The sequence below is a fragment of the Vibrio cortegadensis genome (genome assembly GCF_024347395.1).
In the GTDB taxonomy this organism is placed as follows: domain Bacteria; phylum Pseudomonadota; class Gammaproteobacteria; order Enterobacterales; family Vibrionaceae; genus Vibrio; species Vibrio cortegadensis.
The window spans coordinates 109,310-132,296 of record NZ_AP025473.1; the positions used below are offsets into that span (position 1 = coordinate 109,310).

Genomic DNA, 22,987 nt, shown 5'->3' on the forward strand with positions numbered 1-22,987 from the left:
TCCTTAATCGAGGCGCCTCTAGCCACTGAGTCGACGGAATAAACAGGGTGATAAATCACTTGTTCTTCCTCGTCAGTCGAGGCGCGGTGGCATAGGAGTCGTTTTTCTAGCTAGAGATTATCGCCACTCTCTAGCGCTCTCAGTCGTTGGTCGATTTTGTCGATCATCGTTTTAACGCCAATCGCTGGGTGTTCATCTTGAGCTTTAAGCAAGTAGGCTTTGGCTTTCTCCAATCTTTCGCTGTCAGCGACTGAGCCTGCATGCACCTCCCCTTTTTCATTACGAAGAAGGTAAAGCCCTGCGAACTTGAACCATTTGGCGCTGAGTTTCTCAGTGATGGTCCATTTAGGTTTTTCACCATCAGCACCCGGTATTAAATTGGCAAACACATGATTAAAGTACGGCTCAATAGCATGACCGTATGACGCCATTCGCTCAGACCATTTCAGTACTTCATCGGCGCAGAACGTAGCAAAGTCGCGCTTGAATCGCTCTGGCGTATCAAACCCGCGTTCAATAGCGATATCACACCATTCAATGGCCGTTTCTAGATCATCGATATCGAAGAGCCAAATCACCATCTGAGCAAATAACGGATTATCGAATTGCTCATCACCGGCTAAATACTCTTCAATCGCTTCACGGTATTTCGGCACCAACACTTCACGTTTATGGCTGACCTTTTCATCTAAGCGGTTGAAGTTTTTTAGCACTTTCAAGTCAGTTTCTAACTCAGCTAATAAGAGATGAAGACTGTTGGGCTTGGCGACTACATTACTCGATGGCTTATTGCTTTCTGATACCAACCGTTGTCGCGCTCTCGCTAATGGACTTGCCATGCGTTACTCCTAAGCAGGGTCAACAATGGTCACAGCTTCAATAGCCGCGAACTTGTCAAGATTACCAATCGCATAACCCTCAAAACGCCACCACGTAGTTTCATGTTGAGAACGATCTTCTTCATCACGAGACTTACGGTGCTGAGTGCCTTTTTGCTGAAGGATTTGTAAGTTCTTCAAGTTGGTCACCCATAACCCATTGGCTGGGAAATATGGCGCGGTGTACGCTTTTTTGCCTGCAATGGTTTTCGCAAGAGACTGAGCCGCTTTGTGCTCAGTTGGTGTATTCGCTGATTCAAGTAAACGATGTTGTTCAGCCGCGACTAAGTTACGGCCCACAATCACCACCAAATCAGGATCTTCTTGGTGCGCTTCATGGATGACGTTATTGATTAAGTCGTTCGTTAACGAATCAAGATTCTTATAGGAATCTTCTGCCGCACCTGTTGGGTCAAGTTTTGCAGAAGGTAAGACTTGCGCAGCCGCTTTCTCTTTGGCAATCGTCAGCCAGCCTTTATTCACATCCTGCCCTAACGGGTTATTGTCAGGGTTGGTGGTTTCGGCAATGCTTGTGCCGTTAAACCCAATCTTCAGCATATCCAAGCCAAAGTTTTGCGTAATGGCGTTGTTCATGAATTTAATGAACTGACCTTTATCACCCGCATTAGCCCATTGAACGATCAGTTCCCAAGGAATAGCGGCGCCAGAATCGGTTTTCACCAGTTCATAGGTGTTGCCATCAAGACCAACTTGGCCACGGAAACGGCCACCTTTTACACGGCCTGTTAACAATGAACCGGTGCCCACATCGACCACTTGGCCTTTGATTTGCTCGACAGGCGATACGGTAAGCAGTGATAGAAAACCCACTCCAAGCATGATCGCTTGACGCAGTTTGGTTTCCATTGGAGGCTGAATAGAAAACTTCTTAGAAGAATCACTCACACCTGCCGATTTCGCCACGGCTTCGCTGTAATGTTCTAGGTACTCTTCAGCTAATTTGGTTAAGGACATTAAATGGCCTCCACAGTTTGAGAGCCATTACCTTCTTCACCTGGCTTTTGGCCTGGCACTTCTTTTTTCAGCTCTGCGAATTGAGTTTCTAAGCCGTTCACTTTTTCCATCACTGGATTGATCTGTTTTCCAAGTTCGCTAGTGAACTGCTCCATAGAAAATTGCTGCGTGCCTTCTTCTGGTACCGGCACGGCTTCTGGTTTTACTTCTGGCTTTAAATTGAATTCTTGTTTCAACTCATCTTTTAGCTCAGATTTCATGATGCCGAATTGCTCTTTGAGCGCGGCTTTGAGTTGTTCTTCTGTCACTTCTTTTTCCTCTGGTTCAGGATCAGGTTGTGGCTCTGGTTGTTCATCACCAGAATTGAAAAAGGCATTACACATCGCAAAGAATCGTTCTGTTTTTGGGTAGCACTCATCGAGGTTCAGCTCTTCAAGTTGGCTGCATTGGAGTTCTGTGGTTTGGCCTTCTTGTCGTGAAAACTGAAGAATTGAGGTGCCAGACGATGCTGGGGAATCGGTCACGGCTATACCCATGAGGTAGCACTTTCCTTGCCCTTTATAATCTGGATTTGGCTCAATAGAGGTAAATAGCTTCTGCCCAAGCTTGTTGGCTTCAAATAAGTATTGGTTTGGTTCAAGCTTGGCAAACAAGCGCATTTTGCCGTCCACTTCTTCTGCTTTTACTTCAGTAACTTTGCCCCAGTTGTTTCCGTAACCCGAAAAACGTTTGTGTTCCGGCCAGACCATCGCGGTGTATTCAGTCATTGAATAGTGCTTAGCCATGTCGACTAACCATTCACGAGTGATTTTGCGACCATCAACCGTTGGGCCTTCTGTCGCTACAATTTTCCAATCGCTGGTCTTTGCCATTTGAGTCTTTTACCTAGTGTTATTTAGTCAGTTTGGTGTTTCTGGACTCAAACAATACGCCTTTGAATCGGTGCTTTCAGCCACTTCAATTCCGACCAATTCGGATACAGGCTATATCCGAACGCATCCGAATTTTGCTATGCAATTTAGGGGGTTGCCTGCGCGTATGATTGGCTCATGGCATATACTCCCGAAACACGACACGCGGCCCGAGCGCTTTATTTAAAGGCTTGGACACCCAAAGAAATCGCTTCCGAATTAGGTTTGAACAGCACCCGTATTCTTTATCACTGGGCTGACAAATACGGATGGCGTGACATGCTGCGCGAGCAAACTATTGATGAGTCGATAGCGCGTAGAATTGAAACCTTGTTAGAGCTGGAAAGCCCAACCAAAGGCCAGCTCGATATGCTTGATAGACTTATCAAGCATCACGTACACCTTAAGAAATTCCGCTCTCAAGAAAAGCAAAACACTGAGCATTCCAACACACAACAGCCACCCTCGTCTTCTAAGCCGAAATCAAAATCAAACGGCAAATCTTCACGCACGACTCAATCAGACGATAAGAAAAAGAAGAAAGGCAAAAATAATATCTCTGAGCTGAGTGAAGAAAACTTTAAGTCCTGGCATGACTCGCTCTTTGAATACCAACTCACGATGCGTGACAACTTGCATCAACGTATTCGTAATATCCTCAAATCCCGTCAGATTGGGGCGACTTACTACTTCAGTGGTGAAGCGCTAGAGAACGCCATTTTAACTGGCGATAACCAGATTTTTCTTTCTGCTTCTCGCGCTCAAGCCGAAGTCTTTCGCAGTTACATTATTGCGATTGCGGCTGAGTTTCTAGGGATAGAATTAACCGGCAACCCGATCATCTTATCGAACGGCGCTGAGCTGCGTTTTCTATCGACCAATTCAAAAACCGCGCAGAGTTACCATGGCCATGTTTATGTGGATGAGTACTTCTGGATCCCCAAGTTCGATGAGCTGAACAAACTTGCCTCGGCCATGGCCACGCACAAAAACTGGCGCAAAACTTACTTCTCGACGCCTTCCGCTAAAACTCATCAGGCTTATACTTTTTGGACGGGTGACCAATGGCGTAAAGGTCGTGATACTCGCACCAACATTGAATTTCCATCATTTGATGAATACCGAGATAACGGCAGGCTTTGCCCAGACAAACAGTGGCGCTATGTCGTGACCATCGAAGATGCAGCAGCTGGCGGTTGTGAACTTTTCGATATTGACGAGCTGCGTGATGAATACAGCAAGGACGACTTTGAAAACCTGTTCATGTGTGTATTTGTCGATGGCGCCACTTCCGTCTTCAAATTCTCAGCACTTGAAAAAGCCATGGTGGATATCAGTCGATGGCAAGATTTTAACCCAAGAGACAAAGACCCCTTTTCAGGCCGTGAGGTATGGCTTGGTTATGACCCAAGTCGAACCCGTGACAATGCTTGCCTGGTGGTCGTGGCTCCACCGATTGTTGCCATCGAGAAGTTTCGCATTCTTGAAAAACATTATTGGCGTGGTTTGAATTTCCAATACCAAGCGCAGCAAGTCTCAAAGGTATTCGAACGTTACAACGTCAGTTACTTAGGCATCGATACCACGGGCATTGGTGCCGGTGTTTTTGACTTGATCAAGAAGAAGCACCCACGAGAAACCGTGGCCATTCAATACAGCAATGAAAGTAAGAACCGCTTAGTGATGAAAATGATTGATGTGGTTGAAGCTAACCGCATCCAGTTTGATGCCGAGCACAAAGATATTGCCATGGCGTTCATGGCTATTAAACGCGCCACAACTAACAGCGGAAATAACATGACTTTCAAAGCAGAGCGCAGCGAGTTAACGGGTCACGCTGATGCCTTTTGGGCGATTTCTCACGCTTGCATCAATGAACCTCTAGACCATTCTGAAAAACGCAAATCAACTTGGCAGACAACTTAATGACTGAGCAAACAACCGACCTATCCATACAAGACACGTTAGCCAAAGAATCAAACCATGAAGAAAGCATCATGTTTAGTTTTGGCTCACCTGAAGTGATGGATAGAGACTTTACCAACTACGATTACAACGAACTTTTCTACAATGACCAGGATGATTACTGGGAGCCACCACTCGATAGGACGGGATTAAATAAGCTGACCCGAGCCAATGCTTACCATGGATCCATTTTAATGGCGCGCCGCAATATGATTTCAGGTCGCTTTGTAAAAGGTGGAATGCAAAAGCAACAAGTACAAGCCGCCGTTCATGATTATTTAGAGTTTGGTGATACCGCCCTGCTTAAGCTGCGTAATTATTTAGGCAAAGTCGTTGGGCTTTGGCCTGTTCCTACTATGTACATTCGCAAACGTAAAAACGGCGATTTTGCTTTTCTTGAGCGGGAGAATAAGCAGCGTACTTACAAACAAAAAGACATCATATTCATTAAGCAATATGACCCAGTTCAGCAAGTTTATGGTGGCCCCGATTATTTAGGGTGCGTTCAATCAGCGCTATTGAGCCAAGATTCCACCACGTTCCGCCGCCGTTACTACAAGAACGGTCTGCATATGGGCTTTATCTTTTACGCGACCGACCCAAACTTGAGCAAAGAAGATGAAGATGATTTAAAAACCAAGATGGCCTCAAGCCGTGGTGTGGGAAACTTTCGCTCGATGTTTATTAATATCCCAGGAGGCAATGAGAAAGGGATTCAACTTATCCCTGTTGGGGACATTGCCACCAAAGATGAATACGAGAAGATTAAGAATGTAACAGCGCAAGAAGTGATCACCGGGCATCGGTTCCCTGTGGAACTGGCCGCGATCATCCCAAATGGTGGTACTCGTGGCGACCCGATTAAGTTTGATTATGTCTACAGCAAAAACGAAGTGATACCCGCTTGCCAAATGTTCATGGATGCGGTGAATAACGACCCAGAAGTGCCAAAGAACCTTCATTTTGAATTCGATTTAGACAATGAGGCCACGTAATACCCTCAATGATACCGTGAAACGTTTTGCAATTTTGTTTTAGCCTTTCAATTCCCGTCAGCCCTTACCCTATAAGGGCTGACGCACATCTGAAATGATCATTAAAAACAGAAAGAGATCATTCGAAAATCTGACGCAAAATACAAATAATACATAAAATCAACAAGTTACGAAAGCAAAGAGATCTTTTGTGATCATCAGAATTTCAATTTATTGCAATTTTTTGCACTCTTCGCAATTTTGTTAGCCCTAATTAAAGCCATTCTCAGAGGGGATAATTCTCTGCAAGCCCCTTTATTCCTAAAGGGCTCGCGGCATGTTGATGCTTTTATGAGGTGGCTTAATTTCGCTGAAATAAAATTGCGAAAAAATGAGATCAAAAACGTCGCAGGTGGGGAGGAGGAGTGCGTTTTCCGTCACGCAAGCGTGCTTTCCGTGACGTTGTCATTCATTACCATAAACAAAAAACGCCTGCAGAGAAATGCAGGCGTTTTTATAACTCTTAATTAAACAGTATTGCTGTAATACCTATAACTTGAACGCTCCCATCCTCGATTGAAGATTATGCGCTAGGCTACTGATTTCTTGACACGCTATAGCGGTTTGTGAAGTACCTTCTGCCATTTCTGAGGATGCCGAATTAATATGTTCAACGCTTCGATTCAACTCTTCCGATACTGAGTTTTGCTCACTACAAGCTGTTGCAATATGAGTACTCATCTGCGCAATGTTCTCTACCGAATGTTCGATCATATCAATTTGTTCTCCAGCCTCATTCACCTGGTCAACACATGTAGCGATACCACTCTGACACTCCCGGCTTGCCTCTCCCATCTTGATAGTTTTCTCTTGTAAATCTTCAACAATATCGACAATTTGAGTTGTAGACTCTTGCGTTCGCTGAGCCAGAGAACGAACTTCATCAGCTACCACAGCAAAGCCTCGCCCTTGCTCTCCAGCTCTGGCTGCTTCTATTGCAGCATTCAGTGCTAATAGGTTCGTCTGTTCCGCAATACCACGAATAACATCAACAACCACATTGATGCTACTTGAACTATTTTCTAGATCACTCGCTAATTCATCTGTATTTTGTATTGTTTTAGTGACCTTATCGATTTCTTGGATTGTTTTATTTAAAATCTCGGTTCCGTGCTTTGCAACTTCAGTTGCTGAGTTTGCTGAGGTTGCTCCACTTTCTGTATTCTGTGCCACCTCGTTAACTGCAGCCTGCATTTCTGTCATAGCTGATGCAACAGAACTCAACTCTAATTGTTGATTTTGCATTCCTGAAGCCGTTTGAGCTGATATTGCACTCACCTCTTCCACTGCAGCTGTTAATTGAATTGTTGAATCACTAACTTCTGATACTAAAGAATGCAAGTTGTTCTGCATTAATACTAACTCTTTAAGCAAAGTTCCAAGTTCATCTTTAGTTAACTCTTTTTCATCAATTGTATTATTCAACTGACCTTTAGCTATCTGAGAAGCAAACCACAATGCTCGATTAACCGGTTTACAAATTACTCGAGATAAAAGAACTGATGAAAGAATTATCATACAAATAATGACTAATGAACCAACAGCAGCAGTAAGTTGAGTCGACTGAGATTCACTTTGTACTTCCGCTTTTATCTTACTTATAAGCTCATCATTTAAGCTAAGCGTATCGTCTAAACTATTAAGAGCTTTTGCATATGTCGCAAAACTAGATAAAACAATTTCATTGGCTTTTTCTGCATCACCTTGCGCAAGTAAAGAATTATATTGCTGCGTTTCGGAAATATAACTATTCCATGTGTCTTTAAATACTTTAAAAGAACGCTTTTCTTGTTCACTCAGCGCTAGAGCTTCATACGACAAAATACCTTGTTGAACATTTTTCCTCCACTGCTCAAGCCCCTCTATCCATTCCGCAATCTTGGGATGCTTTGCATTTGGCAGAAGCGAAAATTCATCTTTACGAACTTTTGTAATATCAACTTGAATGCCTTTAAGCAATGCCACCGACGGCAAACTTTTATCGGTTAACATCGCTGTATTTTTATTCAGAGATAATAAACTCGACATCATTACTACAGCAACAACTGAAAAGACCAAAAAAACGGCTAAATAACTCAACCAAATTTTCTTTACTACACTTAAATCTTTAATACTCATTAATGTCTCCACATTCATTAACGCCATGACTAACGGCGTAATACCTACCTTAAAAATCATATAATGAGAACGAAAACCGTTACCCTCACCAATCGATCACAAAGTAATCGATTACTTGTTAGATAAACATCAATTTAGTGTCAAAGTGATACAATTGACCACTTTTCACTAGAAATATGGTGGTTTTTTCTACACATTTACTGAGTAAAAGCTCTACACATATTACGCAGTATAAAAACACACCATAATTTAGTACTATGAACCTGTCAGTCAAATAGGTTCATGGTGTCATATGAGAGTAGTTTGCCCCGAGTGTGGCGAGAAAAGTCGCATACAAAAATCAAACCGTATTTCAGCGAGTTATAGCGACTTATATTGTAGTTGTAGTGACCCCGAATGTGGCCACACCTTTGTGATGAACCTTAGCTTTAGTCGTACCCTTAGCCCTTCAGCTAAAACAACTTCTCAATTAGCGTTTAGCCTAGTCAAAGCCCTACCGCCAGAACAGCGGCAAGAGCTCCAACAACAGCTATCGATGCTATAAATGAAAAGCTGGGCTTTCTGCTTCTGCGGCCATTCCAATTATCGATTGAATGGCCTTTATTTTATCTGCGTCTAATTCACCTTTATTGTCTGCTATTAACAGTCCCACTAAGTAGCACCCTACCTGTGCGCTACCTTCACGAGCATCACTCATCGACATGCCATCAATAATGACCTCAAGTGATTGTTGAAACAGTTCTTTTTTATCAGACATACAAATACCCCTACCAACGACACAGAAATAATACTGTATATTCATACAGCAATCTACAAGTGTTTTTTGACATGTTTCACGCATCTTATATTTAACTTAATAGTGCCATCACTGCCACTTACGCCAACGGCCATTCTTCTGTAGCAATAATGCTCCGATACGCCGCCCATGATTTACGTTGCCGATTACTGGTGCTGAACTCTGATAAATCTGGCTGCTCATATTCATGATCTTCATCTTCTCCGGTTAGAGGTTCAGGTGGTTTAGCCTCGAAATCATCTAACCAACTTAAATCTGGCTTGGGTTCGTACTTCTCTACTAGCTGCGCTGGACGTTTCTTGCCGTACTCATTCACCTCCGCAGGGCGAATTCTTATACTGGTTTCATCATCGATACGAATTGAACTGCCTTTTAGCAGCGCGGTTAGTGCATCTTCATCAATGTTTGGAGGTAAACCTCCATTAATTGAGTAAGGTTCTAATAGCCGCTTAAGCTGATCGCTAATCTGTACTTTCTGTGGGTGCGTACAGTTATTGACAGAACTCCGAGAGACAGCAGAGCTGTCAGGAAGAGCAAGATCAAGATCAAGAGCAGAAGCCCCCGCTTCAACGTTTTCATCTTCTTTTGTTTTCTTTTTAATCGTCCAAGTTTTAATGCGAGTTTTAACCACCTCTTCCGGTGTTTGAAAGCCCTCAATTTTGCGAACGTCCTCCCCATGCGGTGAAGCAAACGGAAGGACTTTGTATGAATTTGTGATCAATAAATCGTCACGCTTAACGAATGGACCACCCTGCCCCATAACGTAACCTTGCCAGTTACCATGGTCGGCAGCTTTTAACGTACCCGCTACGCTTGCCGCTTTGGTATTGATACGTGATTCATAATTAGCCGCGATAAACTCAACAAGTTCTGCATTAGTCAGTGCGGTGGCTGGTTTTACAGGGCCATAGATGTGACGATTCAACATGCCGTAAATAGCCTGCAGATCACCACGCTCTTGCATGAACACATATTCCATAAAGGCTTTTTTGTTTTGGCTAGCAAAACGGCGTAGTTCTCGATATGTCGTAACCGGAGCACCACCAAAGAATTGGAATTGGCGAATGTTCCAACGGCTTTTCCAAGCACTCACGTTTTTCGCCATGTCTTTTACTGGCTTGCCAGTCTCGTCGGACACTTCATCGTCCATTTTGAAACCGTCGATGTTCTTAGAAATGTATTTGGCAATGTAGCCTGTTGCTGTGCCTTGCTCTGGGTCGATAAAACCAACATCGCAACGGGCTGAATAATCCACGTTTAAAGTGGTTAGCGTTTTTTCAGCAATAGGAAAGCGCTGCGCTGAGTCTGGGATCAACACTTCTGGGCAATTGCGTTTCACCTTCACAGGGAAGTTATTCGCATACACTTTTGAGTAAACCTTGAATGGGTTTTCTGTTGTGTTTGTTCTAACGAAGCTATCAACAGACGGCCATTGCTTTTTCGGTAGCAACTCAGTCATGTCGGCTTTAACAGCGTAACGAATGAAAATGTCGGTAACACGCAGCACTTCTTCTGGCTTAACCCAAAGAAGTAAGTGCCAGTGTGGTGTGCCGTCATGGTGAGGTTCAGCTACGCGAACGCCAAACCAACGGATCTCTTCACGACCAAGCTTGGCGCGAATACGCTGCCATACATTATTTAAGTACGCTTGTGCATCACGTGGGCTTGCACCGTTCCAATGGTCAATGAAGCCACCTTTCTTGTAGCTGTTATGAAATTGAGCAGGAGTGGTCAACGTTAAGAACAAACCTTGCAAACCAAGTGATGCGGCAATGTCTTCACAACCACGGCACCGCACCATTAATTCATGGCGACGAATAGCTGGGTTAGACACGCTTTTCAAAACCATATCGGCAAGATCAGCTTCTTCACCTGTTTCTTCATCAAACAGGCTCATATTTTGAATCGCTTCCCAGTTACGCTTTTGTTGTTCTTTATGTTCTCGAATGCAGTCCCATGAAGCATAAGGCGAAGCTTTTGAAGACACTTGGCCCATTGCGATAGCTAAGTGTTCACGCATAATTTTGCGAGATTTAACCAAGCGACCAAGCCACCACTTATCACAGCGCATTTTTGAAATGAACTGAAAAATGTTATCTGGCTTTAGCTTCTTACCCGTACCTGGTGCTTTAATTCCGAAGTCGTCTATCAAGTTGGCACACTGTCTGTAAACCATTAGCGCCGCCATGCTTTCGCCTTCTTCTGTGTCGCATTCAATACTTGAAGTAAGCGTGGCTTGGTAACGAATGATGATTAAAGAAAGCTTAAATGCCATTTCTTTTAATTCATCTTGTTCTAGTTCAGCCAAGATGCGGCTTTTTACTGGTTTCCTGTTCTTTTCTAGCGTTTCAAAATCGAAACTAACTTGTTCGTTTGATTTGAAAAAGTTGCTTTGTTCAGTGTTGTTTTGCTCTCCATCAGCAAAATCGTCACTAAGCGAAGCCACCTTATGAGTCGTCGGTAATTGTTTGTAATGCACCAAAACCTTGCGAACACGAGCGGTTGCTGGTTTCATCTTTTCACGCAGAAAAACATTCGCAGCGTCACGACCTTTCTGCTGAAATGTCAGCTTGTATCGTTTTGCAAAATACTTCATTAGGTAAAGGGGCAAATCACTAAAGAACTTATTGTCTGTTCGCCATTGATGATCAGAGGGGTTGAGCAGGTACAAATCACGCTCAATAAAATTCATATCATCTGGTTCGAATTCTTTAGGTTGGTAACTATGGGGAACGCAAACAAGCCCTTCATCAATAGGTGATGAAGGGACTTTATATTCAAACCTCAGTGGCTTAACTGGTTGGTAGTAGGTTGACACTAGATTGATATCCCCAGCGCCAAAGCCCAATTAGGTGACATAAGATCAGGTTTACGAACACCAACCTGGTTCTTTCTAATCGCAGCCATTTTCAAGGCAGTTGGTTGCTTTGTTCCTTCAACCGCTTCTTTCAATGTATTACCTTGCTTCATTCGAGCATAAATCGTCGCTTTTGAAATACCTGTCAATTCAGCGATCGCCTTAATTCCATTCACACCGTTATAAACGTGAATGCATTGATTATCTTGATAGAAACGAGGCTTGCTAACGGCTTCTTCAATACTTAAACCTCTTTGAATCCGCTTAAGCAATGTTGAGTAAGAGATATTGAAAGCTTTAGAAATCGCACTTAAACCGCGAACACCTTGGTATTCATATTGATGAGTCATAACTCACTAAACTCCTGCGTATCCAAAACCATATGACCACCAGTGTTGTTGCCCTTAATGATCACTCCATTCATTACGTGCTTGCAGTTGAATGTTTCACACGCTGAATCAATGGCATTCTCTGGTGAGTCGAACTCACCTAACTGCACATTCATAGCCTCAGACGTTTCAGCATCACGAACCACACCACCACCGCTGTTTAAAGCTACTGCTACATAGTTCAGCATCAGCATGCCTCCAACGTTGGGTAGCCATGTTCCGGCTCATAGTCGCGCCACCACATTTGCATGGTTGCGTTTTGGCTAGTGCTTTTTGTGCAAGCAGAAACAAAGAAGAGTGCGCGGATTGCGCCTAAAGCTTGAAGTTCCATTGATTGGTCATCAGAAGATTGGCTGTAAACCACTACCCAGAAAACCCACCAAGCGGTGATGAAATCTTCTAGGCATAAACCTTGTTCAGTGCCATTTACGTTCACCAACATGGCGCGAATGGAATCAAGCTCAAGCATTTCGCCCTGGCTCGATTCGACCGTTTTGAATACACGAATAAACTGTTCAATTTTGCGAGTAGTAAAACCTTCACCACGAAGGCCATGCTCTAAGTCTTTGCGGAATACGGTGATGATGCTCATGCCGACTCTCCCACAACAGACAAACAGTACTGTTCGAACTGGTGCAACTCTTCATCATCAAAATGGCCTAAATCGCGCAGTGCCAACATTTCAAGAAATAGACGACGATTGCTCATATCTAAGTTTGCCCAATGATGAAGCTGTGATACTTGCTTGATGTGACCACTGCGGTACCAGCTAGGGAATGAATGACCAAAGAAGAAACGGGCGCGTTCACATTCCATTGCTTCTTTAATATCTGCCAACACTTCTGACTGTGGACGATGTGTTTCAAGTGGTTGCTGTTTCTTTGCAATGGCGTCCAAGTGGCATAACAATTCGTGTTGCTGCTCTGTGCTACTTAATTTAAAGCGTTCTAAGATCAGCTCGGTAGACTGTTCAAGAAGGTGCATTTCGAGACTACTCATACTCAAATCCTCAAATTTTGGATAAAAAAATCCCTCCCTCAATCGGTTAAGAAATTAAGAGGGATACGGGCAAAATGCCCAATGGCTAGGTTGGCTTAGTAAATCGGGTGGTTAAGACCAGCGCTCCTTCACGCTATTGGCCTCTAATTCAATCTTTCGAATCTGTTTCGATAGACGAATTTGCTCAGTAATACTGCTACTTGCTTTTTCTTGAGCTAGTAACTGAGATCTAGTTTTTCGTAGTGAAGCTAATTGACGATCACGCAGCTCGTTACGAGTGCGCTGTAAAAAAGTTAAACCACGTTCTTTTTGCTCTCTGGTTAAAGAGTGAAACGGCATATCAGGGCAAGGCTGATGGCATGGGTTATCTAAAGTTTGAATGGCAACTGACATAGGTAATTCCTCTAACTTAAGCCTGGAATGGGCGCACCGTTGGCGATGAAATCCACACCCATTGTTAAAAATGGGGTTACGCCAGTTGTGCGATTTTCTAAATCGGTAATAAGGTGCACAAGGTTGGTAATTCCACTTTGTGCTGTTTTAATAAGGCTCTGCTTATGAGTACGAGTAAGGCGAGTGCTACCGCCTAGGTCTAACGCTTGTTGCGCTAAATCTCCTGAATGAACATTTGCGGCAAGTGCTCTGGCTGCTAATGTTTGTTCTTCACTTCCTTCAGGGTTAAACCCTACCGTTACCACTCCGAGGTCAAGCAAAAGGCTATTGATTAGCGTGTGGTTGCCACTGGCTTTCGTTATCAATAAAAGCTCAACAGGGCTAAGCACATGCGGCTGTTCTGGATTCAACTTATTGCGCAGCATTGTTGGGCTCATGCCTGCTTGGTTTGCAATGTTCGTCATATTCTCAGTAGCTCGAAACGCATGGCATACTTCGTCAAATGCCTTTTGTTTGCGCTCACGTAATACGCACATAGCGACTTGTTCATCCATGATTAACAATCTCTATAGGAACGGAGGTATACAAATGACTACCCACGCAATCACCGAAAGCCAAACAGGGCAATGGTTTCTAGTGGGAATCAAAGAAAAAATGCGCACAAATCAACCCAGCTTTTTGGTTGCTTCACGTACAGCAATTTCATACATGGCAACCATGTTCACAAATGGCTTACCTTTGGTCTGCTCTTTTTCTTTGACAATGATTTTCCCTTTAGATACATAGTCTTTAATGGTTCCCATGGGTAAACCTGTGACGCGTGAATACTCTTCATATGTCACGAATGGAGCGGGTATGACTGGGCTGATTGTCAGCATAGTGGTATTCTCTCTCGTTAGTTCATTTGGATTCAGATTCATGCAGCTTTGGTCGGCGGTTAATCTGAGTTCGAGAAAGATTATTGATCGCCATTTGGATATTTGTAATAGCGAATTGAAGTTTAAGGCGATAAAACCATTGGTAATTTGATGAAAAGAGATCAGGTACTGCCTTTTGAATATCTAAAGGGCTCAGAATTTACCGACAACCTTAAGCACATTACAAAGTGTAAGACTTTCTTAGAGTTAGCTGAGTTACTAAATGTACCCAAACAAACATTCAGCACCTGGAATCTGCACAATCGAACCTCTCACGAGCTAATGGTAAGACTTCATTTGAAGTTTGGAGTACCAATCGAAGAACTTGCACTTTCAGAAGAAGAACGTGCAAAGCTACCAAATCGCTCCAAAATTCCTGCATTACCGCAAACTCAGACTCAAGATGTAGCTGATGGCTCGAATTTACAGCACGGTATAGTAATTTTGAAAAGCTACTGCCTATCAAATGGCAAGCTACTTCCTACAGGTGATATGCCTTATGCAAAGCGCATCTTTAATGGGTGGGATTTAAACGAACTGGCAACGATTGAAGTTGAAACTAACCAAGCGCGTTACTTGGTGGATCAGTCTCAGAACGATGCGGTGAGTGGTGAATACTTGATTGATATTGATGGTCGATTATCTATCAACCAAATTCAACGCTTGCCGAATAAACTGGCAATCGCATTTGGTGACAGCACGATGGAAGTATCTGAAGATGACATTAAGGTTGTTGGGCGTGTAGCTGTTGTTTTGGAGAAGGTGTGATGGCGAATGGAAATGGAAAGTTGAGATATCCGATAACTCCAGAACTATTTGAACGACTTGTTTCTTCTGTTAATTTTGTAAAAAAAGTGTTGTCTCAAGAACTGCTTATCGAAAGTAACGCAAGACTAAAAAACAATCTGACTAACTTCGAAGATTCTTTAAATGAGGGCGATGGTTATCAAATACACCGTACAATAGCGAAAAACTTATTTAATGCTTTAGGTTCATTTCAAAACCAACGAGAAGACAGTAACAGTGTAGTTAACCTAGCGGTAGCCAACTTAAAAGCTGATCTACAAAAAGCAATTGAACACACTAGAACTCAGAACATCGATCCACAGACAGATGAACAACAAAAAAAAATAGAACAGGCTGAAATTTCACTACAAACCACACTTAATGAGCTCAAAATGGCTCAACAGCATTTAGCTAATTTAGATTCTGAATTAGAGCAACGAGTGATGGAAAGGAGTCAACGTTTATTCGAAGAAGCTCAGCGAGCTATCCAGAACAGAGTTGATGATGGAAATGAAAATATTCGTTCTATTTTACAATCGGTTCGTGACGAATTAGATATCCGAGCAAGTCGTGCAGAAGATAATATTAAGCAAATTGTTAACAAAGCTGAAAATCAAAGTAAAAACCATCGTTCTGACATCAGTGAGCTTTTCCAAATTCTTGAAGAAGAGTCAACAAATCGAATCCAAGTTCGAATTCAAAAAGCAGAAGCCATAGCTACAGATTTAACAAAAAAAGTTGGTGAATCCCAACAAGAAATAGAAGATCTGATCTCAATACAAAAATCAGATCTCAAACTGTTTACACAAGAGACTAGGAATGAAATTGTAAACTCAATTGATAATGCTTCATCAAATGGAATGATGGCGCTCCAGAAAGCTCAATCTAGTGCTCTATCTTCAATTGATGAAAAAGTCACACAAAACATCGGTGCAATTAACAAGCGTATTGATACAGAAGTACAAGCTTTTGAAACCAAGCGTATTGATATGGATAAGCTACTCGAGAAAGTAGGCTTAGCGAAAGACGCCGACGTAACCATCACTCAAGCTAACGCGGAAGAAAAAACTGCAAATGAATTAAGAACCCGTGGGCTAATTGCAATGTATTGCTCAATCCTTGTGCTTGTTTTGTTATTCAGTGAATACCTTGGGTTAGCACTTTGGAATGATACACCTCCAAAATCACTTAGTGACCTAACACTTGAGGCATTCACTATACGGTTCATGACTGTACTTCTGATCAGTTCACCCGCAGTCTACATGCTTAAAGAATCTGCGGTTCATCGAGCAAAAGAGAACTTATATCGCCAGAGAGGTACGCAATTACTCACAATTCGAGGATACCTTTCAGATTTACCAGATAAAGAGCGCACCGAGGTTAAACAAGATTTAGCCAAGAACTTCTTTAGCTTTCACAATGGTAAAACCGATACGTCAAATGTCCCTGATTTCATCCGTGATATGAAGGAAGCGGTGGGTATTGCCAAGTCACTCAATGGGCAAACAAAGACTGTTTCACAGCGGTTTGGGCGTAAACCAAAATAGGAGTAACAATGGAAACTTCAGTTTCAGCCGCAGACATCGCAACCATTTCAGCATCGATTATCGCAGGTGTCGCATTCATTGTAAGTTCTGTTACTTATGTGCAAACAACCCGTAGAGAAAAGCGAATCAAAACTCTTGATTATTGGGAAGCAGTTCAGCCAAGCCTTATAGAAGCAAGGCAAAGCCTTACATCAATCCATCAGGGAGAATGGACCAGAGATATTGCACTCACTCATTTAAACTCACCTAACATTGAACATATCAGCAAAGGATTAAATGCTTTTGAACGGCTTGCAACTGGTATTAATTTAGATATATATGATCTTAAAGTACTCAATAAACTTGCTGGAAAAATGATTACTGACTCTTATATAGCTTATGCACCACTAATTATCGCTAGAGAAGAACAATTAGAAGAGCGTGGTTCTTTTCGAGAATTTGAAGTGCTATATGGTAAGTTAGATAAGCTCAGAAACTAATAAAAAAGGCATCATATTGATGCCTTTTTTATTACTAATGTCCCCAGCCATCACTTAGCTTTGAGTGAAATCAGCGTCAAGTTTACATATCACTTTACTAGGCAAACGAACGAGTTTAAAGCTACCTTCATTTAGCCCAGCAACAGATGAACTGAAGGTTTCTTCGTTTTCATCAAATGATGCCGCAACAATACTTTGTAAACCATGTGTATTTGCTAAAGTATCAAGCATTTGATTAACGCTTTTGGTACTCATTGAGTGCTGAGCTGGTTCATCAAATAGAATAAGCCCTGGATGATTTCCGCTTTCAGTTGACGAGGTTTTATATAGAGCTATAAGATATGACCAGATAAGCCTTACAAAGTCACTTGCAGACGAATCAGACTTAATATCTGTTGTACTCGTATTTTCTCTTTTCTTAACCTCTGACGGTGTTTCTAGCTTCTCTCTAAGTTCCAAATCTTCTAGATATGGCAGAAGCGTTCCTGCTTTTACTTCAATCTGGTCAACTTCAGCACTACGATAACCAAACTTGGAAGCTAGTAACTTAAATTCTGAAGAAAACATGTTTATCTTGTCCCAGTCACCTCTAGTAAAACTATGCTTAGACAAGACCGTAATATCACCATTTAGTTTCTTATATTGCTTGGCTAAAGTAGCCAGTGCTGCAATATGGTCTTTAACTTTTTCTTCAAGTTTTTTAAGATCAGCTTGACGGTTTTCTATAACAATTTTCTTTCGAATATCAGCTTCTTTGATATTGTTTGTAGATTTAATATCTCGCTTTAATGAAAGCAATTCGGATCTAAACTTAACAACTTCTCGATTAATGGTAATGAGCTGACCTTTATCTCGTTCTATATTTTTTGCTAGACCGTCCAATAAAGATTTAGTCATTTTCCTTTGATTATCTAAATGTGTAATATTTTCTTCAAGTGACATCGGCATCGCTACACTATCTGGTGATATCAAAATATCATCAATAGGGTTCAGGCAGGTATGGCATTTGCCCTTAGCAAAGTCCAATTCAGATTCATCCATACCGAATTTAACAAGCTTTCTGGTTAATTTATTCCCCTTTAAATCTTTATCAATACTCTCTAGACTTTCAACATATTGCCCAAGTTGAGATTCATTTATTTTGATTTGACTTCCACACATACTTTGCATGAGTAACAGTTCATCAATTCTATCTCGAACTGATTCAATTTTAGCAACTAAGTCTGGAGAATCATCTGCAAGTTGAGATTTCTCGTTTTGAGCAACATCGTATATTTCTTGTCTGATGTCTGCTTTTACCTGATCAAAGGGTTTTACTTCCGCGCCAACTCTCTCACCGATTACCACTAGCTTAGGGTCAAAATCTACAGATGGCGCCTTACTAATTCCAGAAACTGATAAATCTTTATTTTCTACTGAAATTTTTATTTCTGTCGCAAACTCTGACCATTCACTCATCACTCTTGCTCGTTGAGATTGAAGCTCATTAAGCTTTTTCGTATTTCTAAAACTATCAAGATCAAGTAGAAAGCTTGCTACTTTCTCTCTCATACCACTAACACCGTAATATGGAATGTTAGCGATATAATCAGTCCAACCCCGCTTTTGTTCAACAAGCAAAGCAGAGAACACAGACTGTAAGTACAACTTTGTTTCTTTACCCTTATTATCCGATAAGCTAGGCAGTTCTAACCCTAAAAATTGCTCTAAATAAGCAAAAAAACCTCGCTGTGCATCTTGGGCAGAGCCGCCATCATGCAAGAACGTATATTGGCTTCTTAAGTTAGATAATGATTGATCCGTTAAATAAGCACCTTCGATAATCTGAATCAGTTTTGTATCTTTATCTTCAGATTTAATTGCTCGCTTTAGAGTTATGACTTGACCACGCTTGTTTTCTAATTCTAGATAAACAGTAGAGCTAACAACTCTTTTCTCCGTTCCATCTAAGTCAAACCTATCTTTTAATGCATACGGTAGCGCTGCACTTCCCTTAGAACCAATAATTTCTTCCATACCAAGGGCATAAATCAGAGAGTTTACAAACGTACTTTTTCCTGAAGAGTTATCACCACGAATGATGTTAAGCCCTGCACTGAATGGGATTCGATACCCATAATCCTGATTGTCTGTAGCGGATAACGTTACAAATAATTGATTAAACTTCATCTACCCACCTTTTCGCGGCTTGAGTTACCATTTTTTCTGTTATTTTTTTTGCTATCAATTTTAGCTCTCCAGCTTCTGGATCAAACAACTCAACCAGTTTGGTACCTGATATAAAGTTTTCAGATTTAGCGGTTAACTGATATGCACCATTGTTTGTTCTCGCAAGTAACCCTTCAGAGGTTGCATAACTCAAAGCCATATTAAGCGATGGGTCTATCCCCCAAATACCTAGTAATAGTTCTTTTTTCTCAGCTGACAGTTGTAAGGCTTTCAATCGTTGTGGATCTAGCATTGCCCAGTTAAACAGGTGTAACTTTAATAAACTAGCTTTCCCACCACTACAACAAAGCTTTAAAATGAGAAGTAACTTTCCAACCTTATACATAGGCCTTAGTTCCGGGATGACAGCAGACCTTTTCCGGTTAAATAATAATTTGCTCACTACTCAATCCTCATTGGGCATTCTGCTATCCATCTCGATACCATGTGTTTAGTAATCGACATTAAATCTTCATGCTCGATAGTTGAAATATGTGGTTCCTTCTCGAATCGGCCAATTAATTTACCTTCGACTAAGGAAACCAATTTTTGAGGACTTTCTTCCCATGTCATCGACATGACCTCCACCTCATCTTCAAAATTGTTTACAAGTTTAGCTATGCGTTCATATAATTCAGGAGATTGATTGAAGATACGCCTTAAAATATCGTATCCTTCGAGATATTGCTGTTTGGTAATTTCATTAAAACGGTGATGGACAGCAGGGTTATATACCTCTTTAACGATACTGCGAACCTGGTTTTTATCATTGATATTTTCATCATACTTGGTCGTTAGCTCGGGCTCTGTGATAACTTCACCGATCGCACTTGTAAAACAAAGTTGCTCGCCATTGACAACCTGTTGCTGTCTAATATCCTGAACAAAATAATCTAAATCTTTCACTAGAATCTGAAAGTCATCAGCTATAAACGCCAATCCTTGTGCTTTCACTTCCTCTTCTTTTTTTCTAGCATGAGCATAGATATCATGCTTACCAATACGAGGAGTAATGAATAACCATTGAGAAACTTGGCAATCTCCAATATGTTTGATCAAGTCATCTTCATTTTTAACGAGCTTTTTAATATCAGTCGTGATTTTGTCACGCTGCTTTTCATGAAGAATTCCTGCACTGTACTCTTCATCTGGGCAGTAGCACTGAATCATGATTCCTTCATCAAGAACAAAGCCTTCAATCCCTAAATCACCAGGGGAAGCCACCATGTCTTGATAGGTGTCATATTTTTTCTTAAATACAGACTGGATCAACCTTTCCCATTTATCACCATCTATGGAGCCAACATCAGTACGAATCATTTCTTTTGAGCACCTATCATATGAAAATAAATTTCATCATACGCCCTCAGTTATCATCAGTTAAACGTTACATTTTGATGCCTTTACACCTTATTCAAATATGAGAATTAAACTGCAAAAATTAACCTCCTAGATATGTTGTTTATCAATATAAAAAACAAACATTGGAATAAACAACCAATCAGGATACTGTATACACAAACAGTATAACACAACAAGCATAATGTCTATCCGTAAGCAAAAAGACGACCACAAGAAACCATGGCTTTGCGAATGCTACCCGCAAGGGCGTGAAGGTAAGCGCATTCGTAAACGCTTTGCTACGAAAGGTGAAGCGACCGCGTTTGAACTTTATACAATGAAGCAGATAGATGATAAGCCGTGGCTAGGTGATAAGCCTGATCATCGTAGAATGAGTGAACTTCTGGAGACTTGGTGGACTACGCATGGCCATACGCTTAAATCAGGAAAACAAGCGCGTGACTTAATCGCTAAAACTATTGAGGAACTCGGTAATCCAATTGCATCCCACCTTAAAGAGCAAGATTACTTAAACTACCGGGCAACGCGAGTGCCCTATCGCGGTAAAGATAAGAGTATTGAAGTTTCTCCAACAACACACAACCTTGAACTAGTTTACCTGAGCGGGATGTTCAAGAAGCTGATTAAATATAATCAATGGAAGTATCCCAACCCACTTGAAGCTATCGACCCTATAAAGACAACCGAGAAGAACTTAGCTTACCTCACTAAGCCGCAAATCAACGATTTCTTCACGAACCTAGCAAGTTTCAACCGAGTCATCAAAGTTTCGATACCTCAACTTATCGTGATTGCCAAGATTTGTTTGGCAACTGGCGCTCGTATCAGCGAAGCGCTAACGCTTACTCGATCACAGGTCACTGAATTCAAACTGACCTACGCGGAAACAAAAGGTAAGAAAAATCGAAGTGTGCCTATTTCCTCTTCTCTACATCAAGAGATTTTAGACATTGCTGTAAGCGGTCATGAAATATTTGATACAAGCTATAAGGATGCATGGCGTTACATTAAGAAGGCTTTGCCAGGGCATGTACCAAGTGGGCAAGCAACACATGTACTACGACATACATTTGCCTCGCATTTCATGATGAACAAAGGTGATATTTTGGTTTTACAACGTATTCTTGGTCACACTAAAATTGAACAAACGATGGCCTATGCTCACTTTGCACCGGAACATTTAATACAAGCTGTTCACCTTAACCCTCTTGAAAATTAGTGGCGGCAAAGTGGCGGCACTTGTCATTTTCAGTCAGTTTTCCTCGGTTAAAACGCAAAAAAGGCGACAGTTTTACCTGTCGCCTTTTACTATTTAGAACTGGAAATCATCTATTCCCAATCAAGGATAACCTTGCCTGAAAGCCCGCTACGCATAGCGTCAAAGCCTTTTTGGAAGTCATCAACCTTGAAGTGGTGCGTGATGATTGGTGTTAGATCTAGGCCAGATTGAATCAAAGAAGCCATTTTGTACCACGTTTCGAACATTTCACGACCGTAAATGCCTTTGATCACCAAGCCTTTGAAAATCACTTGGTTCCAATCGATGCACATATCTGATGGTGGAATACCTAGCAACGCAATCTTACCGCCGTGATTCATGTTCGTCAGCATGCTGTTAAATGCAGATGGGTTACCTGACATTTCCATACCAACATCAAAACCTTCCGTCATGCCTAGATCAGCCATCACATCTTCAAGTTTTTCGTTCATAACGTTTACTGCGCGAGTGACACCCATTTTTTGAGCCAACTCTAAGCGGTATTCGTTCACATCTGTGATCACCACATGGCGAGCACCTGCGTGTTTCGCAACCGCTGCTGCCATGATACCAATTGGGCCAGCGCCAGTGATCAGCACATCTTCACCAACCAAATCGAATGACAATGCAGTGTGTACTGCGTTACCAAACGGGTCAAAGATAGACGCTAGATCATCTGAAATTTCAGCCGGGATCTTAAATGCATTGAATGCAGGGATCACAAGGAATTCAGAGAACGCACCAGTACGGTTCACACCAACACCCGTAGTATTACGACAAAGGTGAGTACGACCGCCACGGCAGTTACGGCAGTGACCACATGTAATATGACCTTCGCCAGATACACGATCACCAATTTCGAAACCGCGAACTTCTTGGCCAATGCCGACCACTTCACCTACGTATTCATGACCCACAACCATAGGTACAGGAATCGTCTTTTGTGACCATTCATCCCAGTTGTAAATATGTACGTCAGTACCACAAATTGCCGTTTTCTTAATACGGATAAGAATATCATTATGACCCATTTCAGGTTTCTCAACCTCGGTCATCCAAATGCCTTCTTCAGGCTTTAGTTTTGATAGTGCTTTAATTTTCATAATTATTCCTCT

24 protein-coding genes are annotated in these 22,987 nt (G+C 41.8%); 7 read left to right on the plus strand and 17 right to left on the minus strand.

Features of this window, described 5'->3' with window-relative positions; genetic code table 11:
- Positions 1-110: 110 nt before the first annotated feature.
- The 3 genes from gpM to OCV39_RS15020 are packed head-to-tail and all read right to left on the minus strand — an operon-like array spanning position 111 to position 2,725.
- Positions 111-839, minus strand: coding sequence for a phage terminase small subunit (gpM, locus tag OCV39_RS15010; RefSeq protein WP_261889891.1), 729 nt, complete (start codon positions 837-839; stop codon positions 111-113).
- A 9-nt stretch (positions 840-848) separates the two neighbouring features.
- A complete protein-coding gene (locus OCV39_RS15015; protein ID WP_261889892.1) occupies positions 849-1,853 on the minus strand; it encodes a phage major capsid protein, P2 family in 1,005 nt (334 codons plus the stop codon).
- Entirely contained in the window at positions 1,853-2,725 is an 873-nt protein-coding gene (locus OCV39_RS15020) for a GPO family capsid scaffolding protein (RefSeq protein ID WP_261889893.1), read from the minus strand. The genes OCV39_RS15015 and OCV39_RS15020 overlap by 1 nt, the downstream gene beginning before the upstream one ends.
- A gap of 177 nt (positions 2,726-2,902) precedes the next feature.
- Here OCV39_RS15020 and OCV39_RS15025 point away from each other — a divergent pair, with 177 nt between their 5' ends.
- On the plus strand, positions 2,903-4,690 hold the full coding sequence (locus OCV39_RS15025) for a terminase large subunit domain-containing protein (RefSeq protein WP_261889894.1): 1,788 nt from the start codon (positions 2,903-2,905) through the stop codon (positions 4,688-4,690).
- Positions 4,690-5,724, plus strand: coding sequence for a phage portal protein (locus OCV39_RS15030; RefSeq protein ID WP_261889895.1), 1,035 nt, complete (start codon positions 4,690-4,692; stop codon positions 5,722-5,724). Before OCV39_RS15025 ends, OCV39_RS15030 begins: the two co-directional genes overlap by 1 nt.
- Before the next feature lie 528 nt (positions 5,725-6,252).
- Here OCV39_RS15030 and OCV39_RS15035 read toward each other — a convergent pair.
- Positions 6,253-7,881 (minus strand): methyl-accepting chemotaxis protein, encoded by a 1,629-nt coding sequence (locus OCV39_RS15035; RefSeq protein WP_171755868.1) that lies wholly within the window; start codon positions 7,879-7,881, stop codon positions 6,253-6,255.
- 292 nt (positions 7,882-8,173) lie between these two features.
- Here OCV39_RS15035 and OCV39_RS15040 point away from each other — a divergent pair, with 292 nt between their 5' ends.
- Positions 8,174-8,425 carry an ogr/Delta-like zinc finger family protein gene (locus tag OCV39_RS15040; RefSeq protein ID WP_261889896.1) on the plus strand — a complete coding sequence of 84 codons (252 nt, stop codon included), beginning with the start codon at positions 8,174-8,176 and terminating at the stop codon, positions 8,423-8,425.
- On the opposite strand, the gene OCV39_RS15045 is transcribed toward OCV39_RS15040, so the two are convergent.
- From OCV39_RS15045 to OCV39_RS15085, 9 genes are all read right to left on the minus strand, one after another.
- Positions 8,420-8,638 (minus strand): hypothetical protein, encoded by a 219-nt coding sequence (locus OCV39_RS15045; RefSeq protein ID WP_261889897.1) that lies wholly within the window; start codon positions 8,636-8,638, stop codon positions 8,420-8,422. The two genes, OCV39_RS15040 and OCV39_RS15045, sit on opposite strands and share 6 nt — an antisense overlap.
- Positions 8,639-8,756: 118 nt before the next feature.
- On the minus strand, positions 8,757-11,495 hold the full coding sequence (locus tag OCV39_RS15050) for a replication endonuclease (protein ID WP_390903262.1): 2,739 nt from the start codon (positions 11,493-11,495) through the stop codon (positions 8,757-8,759).
- On the minus strand, positions 11,495-11,884 hold the full coding sequence (locus tag OCV39_RS15055) for a helix-turn-helix transcriptional regulator (protein WP_261889898.1): 390 nt from the start codon (positions 11,882-11,884) through the stop codon (positions 11,495-11,497). The genes OCV39_RS15050 and OCV39_RS15055 overlap by 1 nt, the downstream gene beginning before the upstream one ends.
- The gene (locus OCV39_RS15060) at positions 11,881-12,111 is read right to left on the minus strand and encodes a hypothetical protein (RefSeq protein WP_261889899.1); all 231 of its coding nucleotides are present in this window, start codon (positions 12,109-12,111) and stop codon (positions 11,881-11,883) included. Before OCV39_RS15060 ends, OCV39_RS15055 begins: the two co-directional genes overlap by 4 nt.
- The gene (locus tag OCV39_RS15065) at positions 12,111-12,515 is read right to left on the minus strand and encodes a hypothetical protein (RefSeq protein ID WP_261889900.1); all 405 of its coding nucleotides are present in this window, start codon (positions 12,513-12,515) and stop codon (positions 12,111-12,113) included. The genes OCV39_RS15060 and OCV39_RS15065 overlap by 1 nt, the downstream gene beginning before the upstream one ends.
- Positions 12,512-12,922: a hypothetical protein gene (locus OCV39_RS15070; protein WP_261889901.1), complete on the minus strand. Its 411-nt coding sequence runs from the start codon at positions 12,920-12,922 to the stop codon at positions 12,512-12,514. The genes OCV39_RS15065 and OCV39_RS15070 overlap by 4 nt, the downstream gene beginning before the upstream one ends.
- Before the next feature lie 111 nt (positions 12,923-13,033).
- On the minus strand, positions 13,034-13,315 hold the full coding sequence (locus tag OCV39_RS15075) for a hypothetical protein (protein WP_261889902.1): 282 nt from the start codon (positions 13,313-13,315) through the stop codon (positions 13,034-13,036).
- Positions 13,316-13,326: 11 nt separating this feature from the next.
- Entirely contained in the window at positions 13,327-13,869 is a 543-nt protein-coding gene (locus OCV39_RS15080; protein ID WP_261889903.1) for a phage regulatory CII family protein, read from the minus strand.
- 111 nt (positions 13,870-13,980) lie between these two features.
- A complete protein-coding gene (locus tag OCV39_RS15085) occupies positions 13,981-14,193 on the minus strand; it encodes a hypothetical protein (RefSeq protein ID WP_261889904.1) in 213 nt (70 codons plus the stop codon).
- 150 nt (positions 14,194-14,343) lie between these two features.
- Here OCV39_RS15085 and OCV39_RS15090 point away from each other — a divergent pair, with 150 nt between their 5' ends.
- Genes OCV39_RS15090 through OCV39_RS15100 form a run of 3 tightly spaced genes read left to right on the plus strand, consistent with a single transcriptional unit; the run spans position 14,344 to position 17,044 of the window.
- On the plus strand, positions 14,344-15,000 hold the full coding sequence (locus OCV39_RS15090) for a phage repressor protein CI (RefSeq protein ID WP_261889905.1): 657 nt from the start codon (positions 14,344-14,346) through the stop codon (positions 14,998-15,000).
- Complete coding sequence (locus OCV39_RS15095; protein ID WP_261889906.1) at positions 15,000-16,565, plus strand: BAR domain-containing protein; 1,566 nt, start codon at positions 15,000-15,002, stop codon at positions 16,563-16,565. The genes OCV39_RS15090 and OCV39_RS15095 overlap by 1 nt, the downstream gene beginning before the upstream one ends.
- A gap of 8 nt (positions 16,566-16,573) precedes the next feature.
- The gene (locus OCV39_RS15100; RefSeq protein WP_261889907.1) at positions 16,574-17,044 is read left to right on the plus strand and encodes a DUF4760 domain-containing protein; all 471 of its coding nucleotides are present in this window, start codon (positions 16,574-16,576) and stop codon (positions 17,042-17,044) included.
- Positions 17,045-17,098: 54 nt separating this feature from the next.
- On the opposite strand, the gene OCV39_RS15105 is transcribed toward OCV39_RS15100, so the two are convergent.
- From OCV39_RS15105 to OCV39_RS15115, 3 genes are read right to left on the minus strand one after another with little or no spacing between them, the layout of a single operon-like run.
- Positions 17,099-19,213 carry an AAA family ATPase gene (locus OCV39_RS15105; protein WP_261889908.1) on the minus strand — a complete coding sequence of 705 codons (2,115 nt, stop codon included), beginning with the start codon at positions 19,211-19,213 and terminating at the stop codon, positions 17,099-17,101.
- Entirely contained in the window at positions 19,203-19,655 is a 453-nt protein-coding gene (locus tag OCV39_RS15110) for a hypothetical protein (protein ID WP_261889909.1), read from the minus strand. The genes OCV39_RS15105 and OCV39_RS15110 overlap by 11 nt, the downstream gene beginning before the upstream one ends.
- The gene (locus OCV39_RS15115; RefSeq protein ID WP_261889910.1) at positions 19,655-20,572 is read right to left on the minus strand and encodes a hypothetical protein; all 918 of its coding nucleotides are present in this window, start codon (positions 20,570-20,572) and stop codon (positions 19,655-19,657) included. The genes OCV39_RS15110 and OCV39_RS15115 overlap by 1 nt, the downstream gene beginning before the upstream one ends.
- Positions 20,573-20,795: 223 nt before the next feature.
- Between OCV39_RS15115 and OCV39_RS15120 the strand changes: the two genes are divergently transcribed.
- Positions 20,796-21,833: a phage integrase gene (locus OCV39_RS15120; RefSeq protein ID WP_261889911.1), complete on the plus strand. Its 1,038-nt coding sequence runs from the start codon at positions 20,796-20,798 to the stop codon at positions 21,831-21,833.
- 110 nt (positions 21,834-21,943) lie between these two features.
- On the opposite strand, the gene tdh is transcribed toward OCV39_RS15120, so the two are convergent.
- On the minus strand, positions 21,944-22,975 hold the full coding sequence (tdh, locus tag OCV39_RS15125; protein ID WP_136995139.1) for an L-threonine 3-dehydrogenase: 1,032 nt from the start codon (positions 22,973-22,975) through the stop codon (positions 21,944-21,946).
- Between the last annotated feature and the right edge of the window lie 12 nt (positions 22,976-22,987).

What these genes read in the sequence shown, in the direction of transcription:
- gpM (WP_261889891.1), bottom strand. Translation starts at nt 839, where the DNA reads ATGGCAAGTCCATTAGCGAGAGCGCGACAACGGTTGGTATCAGAAAGC.
- OCV39_RS15015 (WP_261889892.1), bottom strand. Translation starts at nt 1,853, where the DNA reads ATGTCCTTAACCAAATTAGCTGAAGAGTACCTAGAACATTACAGCGAA.
- OCV39_RS15020 (WP_261889893.1), bottom strand. Translation starts at nt 2,725, where the DNA reads ATGGCAAAGACCAGCGATTGGAAAATTGTAGCGACAGAAGGCCCAACG.
- OCV39_RS15025 (WP_261889894.1), top strand. Translation starts at nt 2,903, where the DNA reads ATGGCATATACTCCCGAAACACGACACGCGGCCCGAGCGCTTTATTTA.
- OCV39_RS15030 (WP_261889895.1), top strand. Translation starts at nt 4,690, where the DNA reads ATGACTGAGCAAACAACCGACCTATCCATACAAGACACGTTAGCCAAA.
- OCV39_RS15035 (WP_171755868.1), bottom strand. Translation starts at nt 7,881, where the DNA reads ATGAGTATTAAAGATTTAAGTGTAGTAAAGAAAATTTGGTTGAGTTAT.
- OCV39_RS15040 (WP_261889896.1), top strand. Translation starts at nt 8,174, where the DNA reads ATGAGAGTAGTTTGCCCCGAGTGTGGCGAGAAAAGTCGCATACAAAAA.
- OCV39_RS15045 (WP_261889897.1), bottom strand. Translation starts at nt 8,638, where the DNA reads ATGTCTGATAAAAAAGAACTGTTTCAACAATCACTTGAGGTCATTATT.
- OCV39_RS15055 (WP_261889898.1), bottom strand. Translation starts at nt 11,884, where the DNA reads ATGACTCATCAATATGAATACCAAGGTGTTCGCGGTTTAAGTGCGATT.
- OCV39_RS15060 (WP_261889899.1), bottom strand. Translation starts at nt 12,111, where the DNA reads ATGCTGAACTATGTAGCAGTAGCTTTAAACAGCGGTGGTGGTGTGGTT.
- OCV39_RS15065 (WP_261889900.1), bottom strand. Translation starts at nt 12,515, where the DNA reads ATGAGCATCATCACCGTATTCCGCAAAGACTTAGAGCATGGCCTTCGT.
- OCV39_RS15070 (WP_261889901.1), bottom strand. Translation starts at nt 12,922, where the DNA reads ATGAGTAGTCTCGAAATGCACCTTCTTGAACAGTCTACCGAGCTGATC.
- OCV39_RS15075 (WP_261889902.1), bottom strand. Translation starts at nt 13,315, where the DNA reads ATGTCAGTTGCCATTCAAACTTTAGATAACCCATGCCATCAGCCTTGC.
- OCV39_RS15080 (WP_261889903.1), bottom strand. Translation starts at nt 13,869, where the DNA reads ATGGATGAACAAGTCGCTATGTGCGTATTACGTGAGCGCAAACAAAAG.
- OCV39_RS15085 (WP_261889904.1), bottom strand. Translation starts at nt 14,193, where the DNA reads ATGCTGACAATCAGCCCAGTCATACCCGCTCCATTCGTGACATATGAA.
- OCV39_RS15090 (WP_261889905.1), top strand. Translation starts at nt 14,344, where the DNA reads ATGAAAAGAGATCAGGTACTGCCTTTTGAATATCTAAAGGGCTCAGAA.
- OCV39_RS15095 (WP_261889906.1), top strand. Translation starts at nt 15,000, where the DNA reads ATGGCGAATGGAAATGGAAAGTTGAGATATCCGATAACTCCAGAACTA.
- OCV39_RS15100 (WP_261889907.1), top strand. Translation starts at nt 16,574, where the DNA reads ATGGAAACTTCAGTTTCAGCCGCAGACATCGCAACCATTTCAGCATCG.
- OCV39_RS15105 (WP_261889908.1), bottom strand. Translation starts at nt 19,213, where the DNA reads ATGAAGTTTAATCAATTATTTGTAACGTTATCCGCTACAGACAATCAG.
- OCV39_RS15115 (WP_261889910.1), bottom strand. Translation starts at nt 20,572, where the DNA reads ATGATTCGTACTGATGTTGGCTCCATAGATGGTGATAAATGGGAAAGG.
- OCV39_RS15120 (WP_261889911.1), top strand. Translation starts at nt 20,796, where the DNA reads ATGTCTATCCGTAAGCAAAAAGACGACCACAAGAAACCATGGCTTTGC.
- tdh (WP_136995139.1), bottom strand. Translation starts at nt 22,975, where the DNA reads ATGAAAATTAAAGCACTATCAAAACTAAAGCCTGAAGAAGGCATTTGG.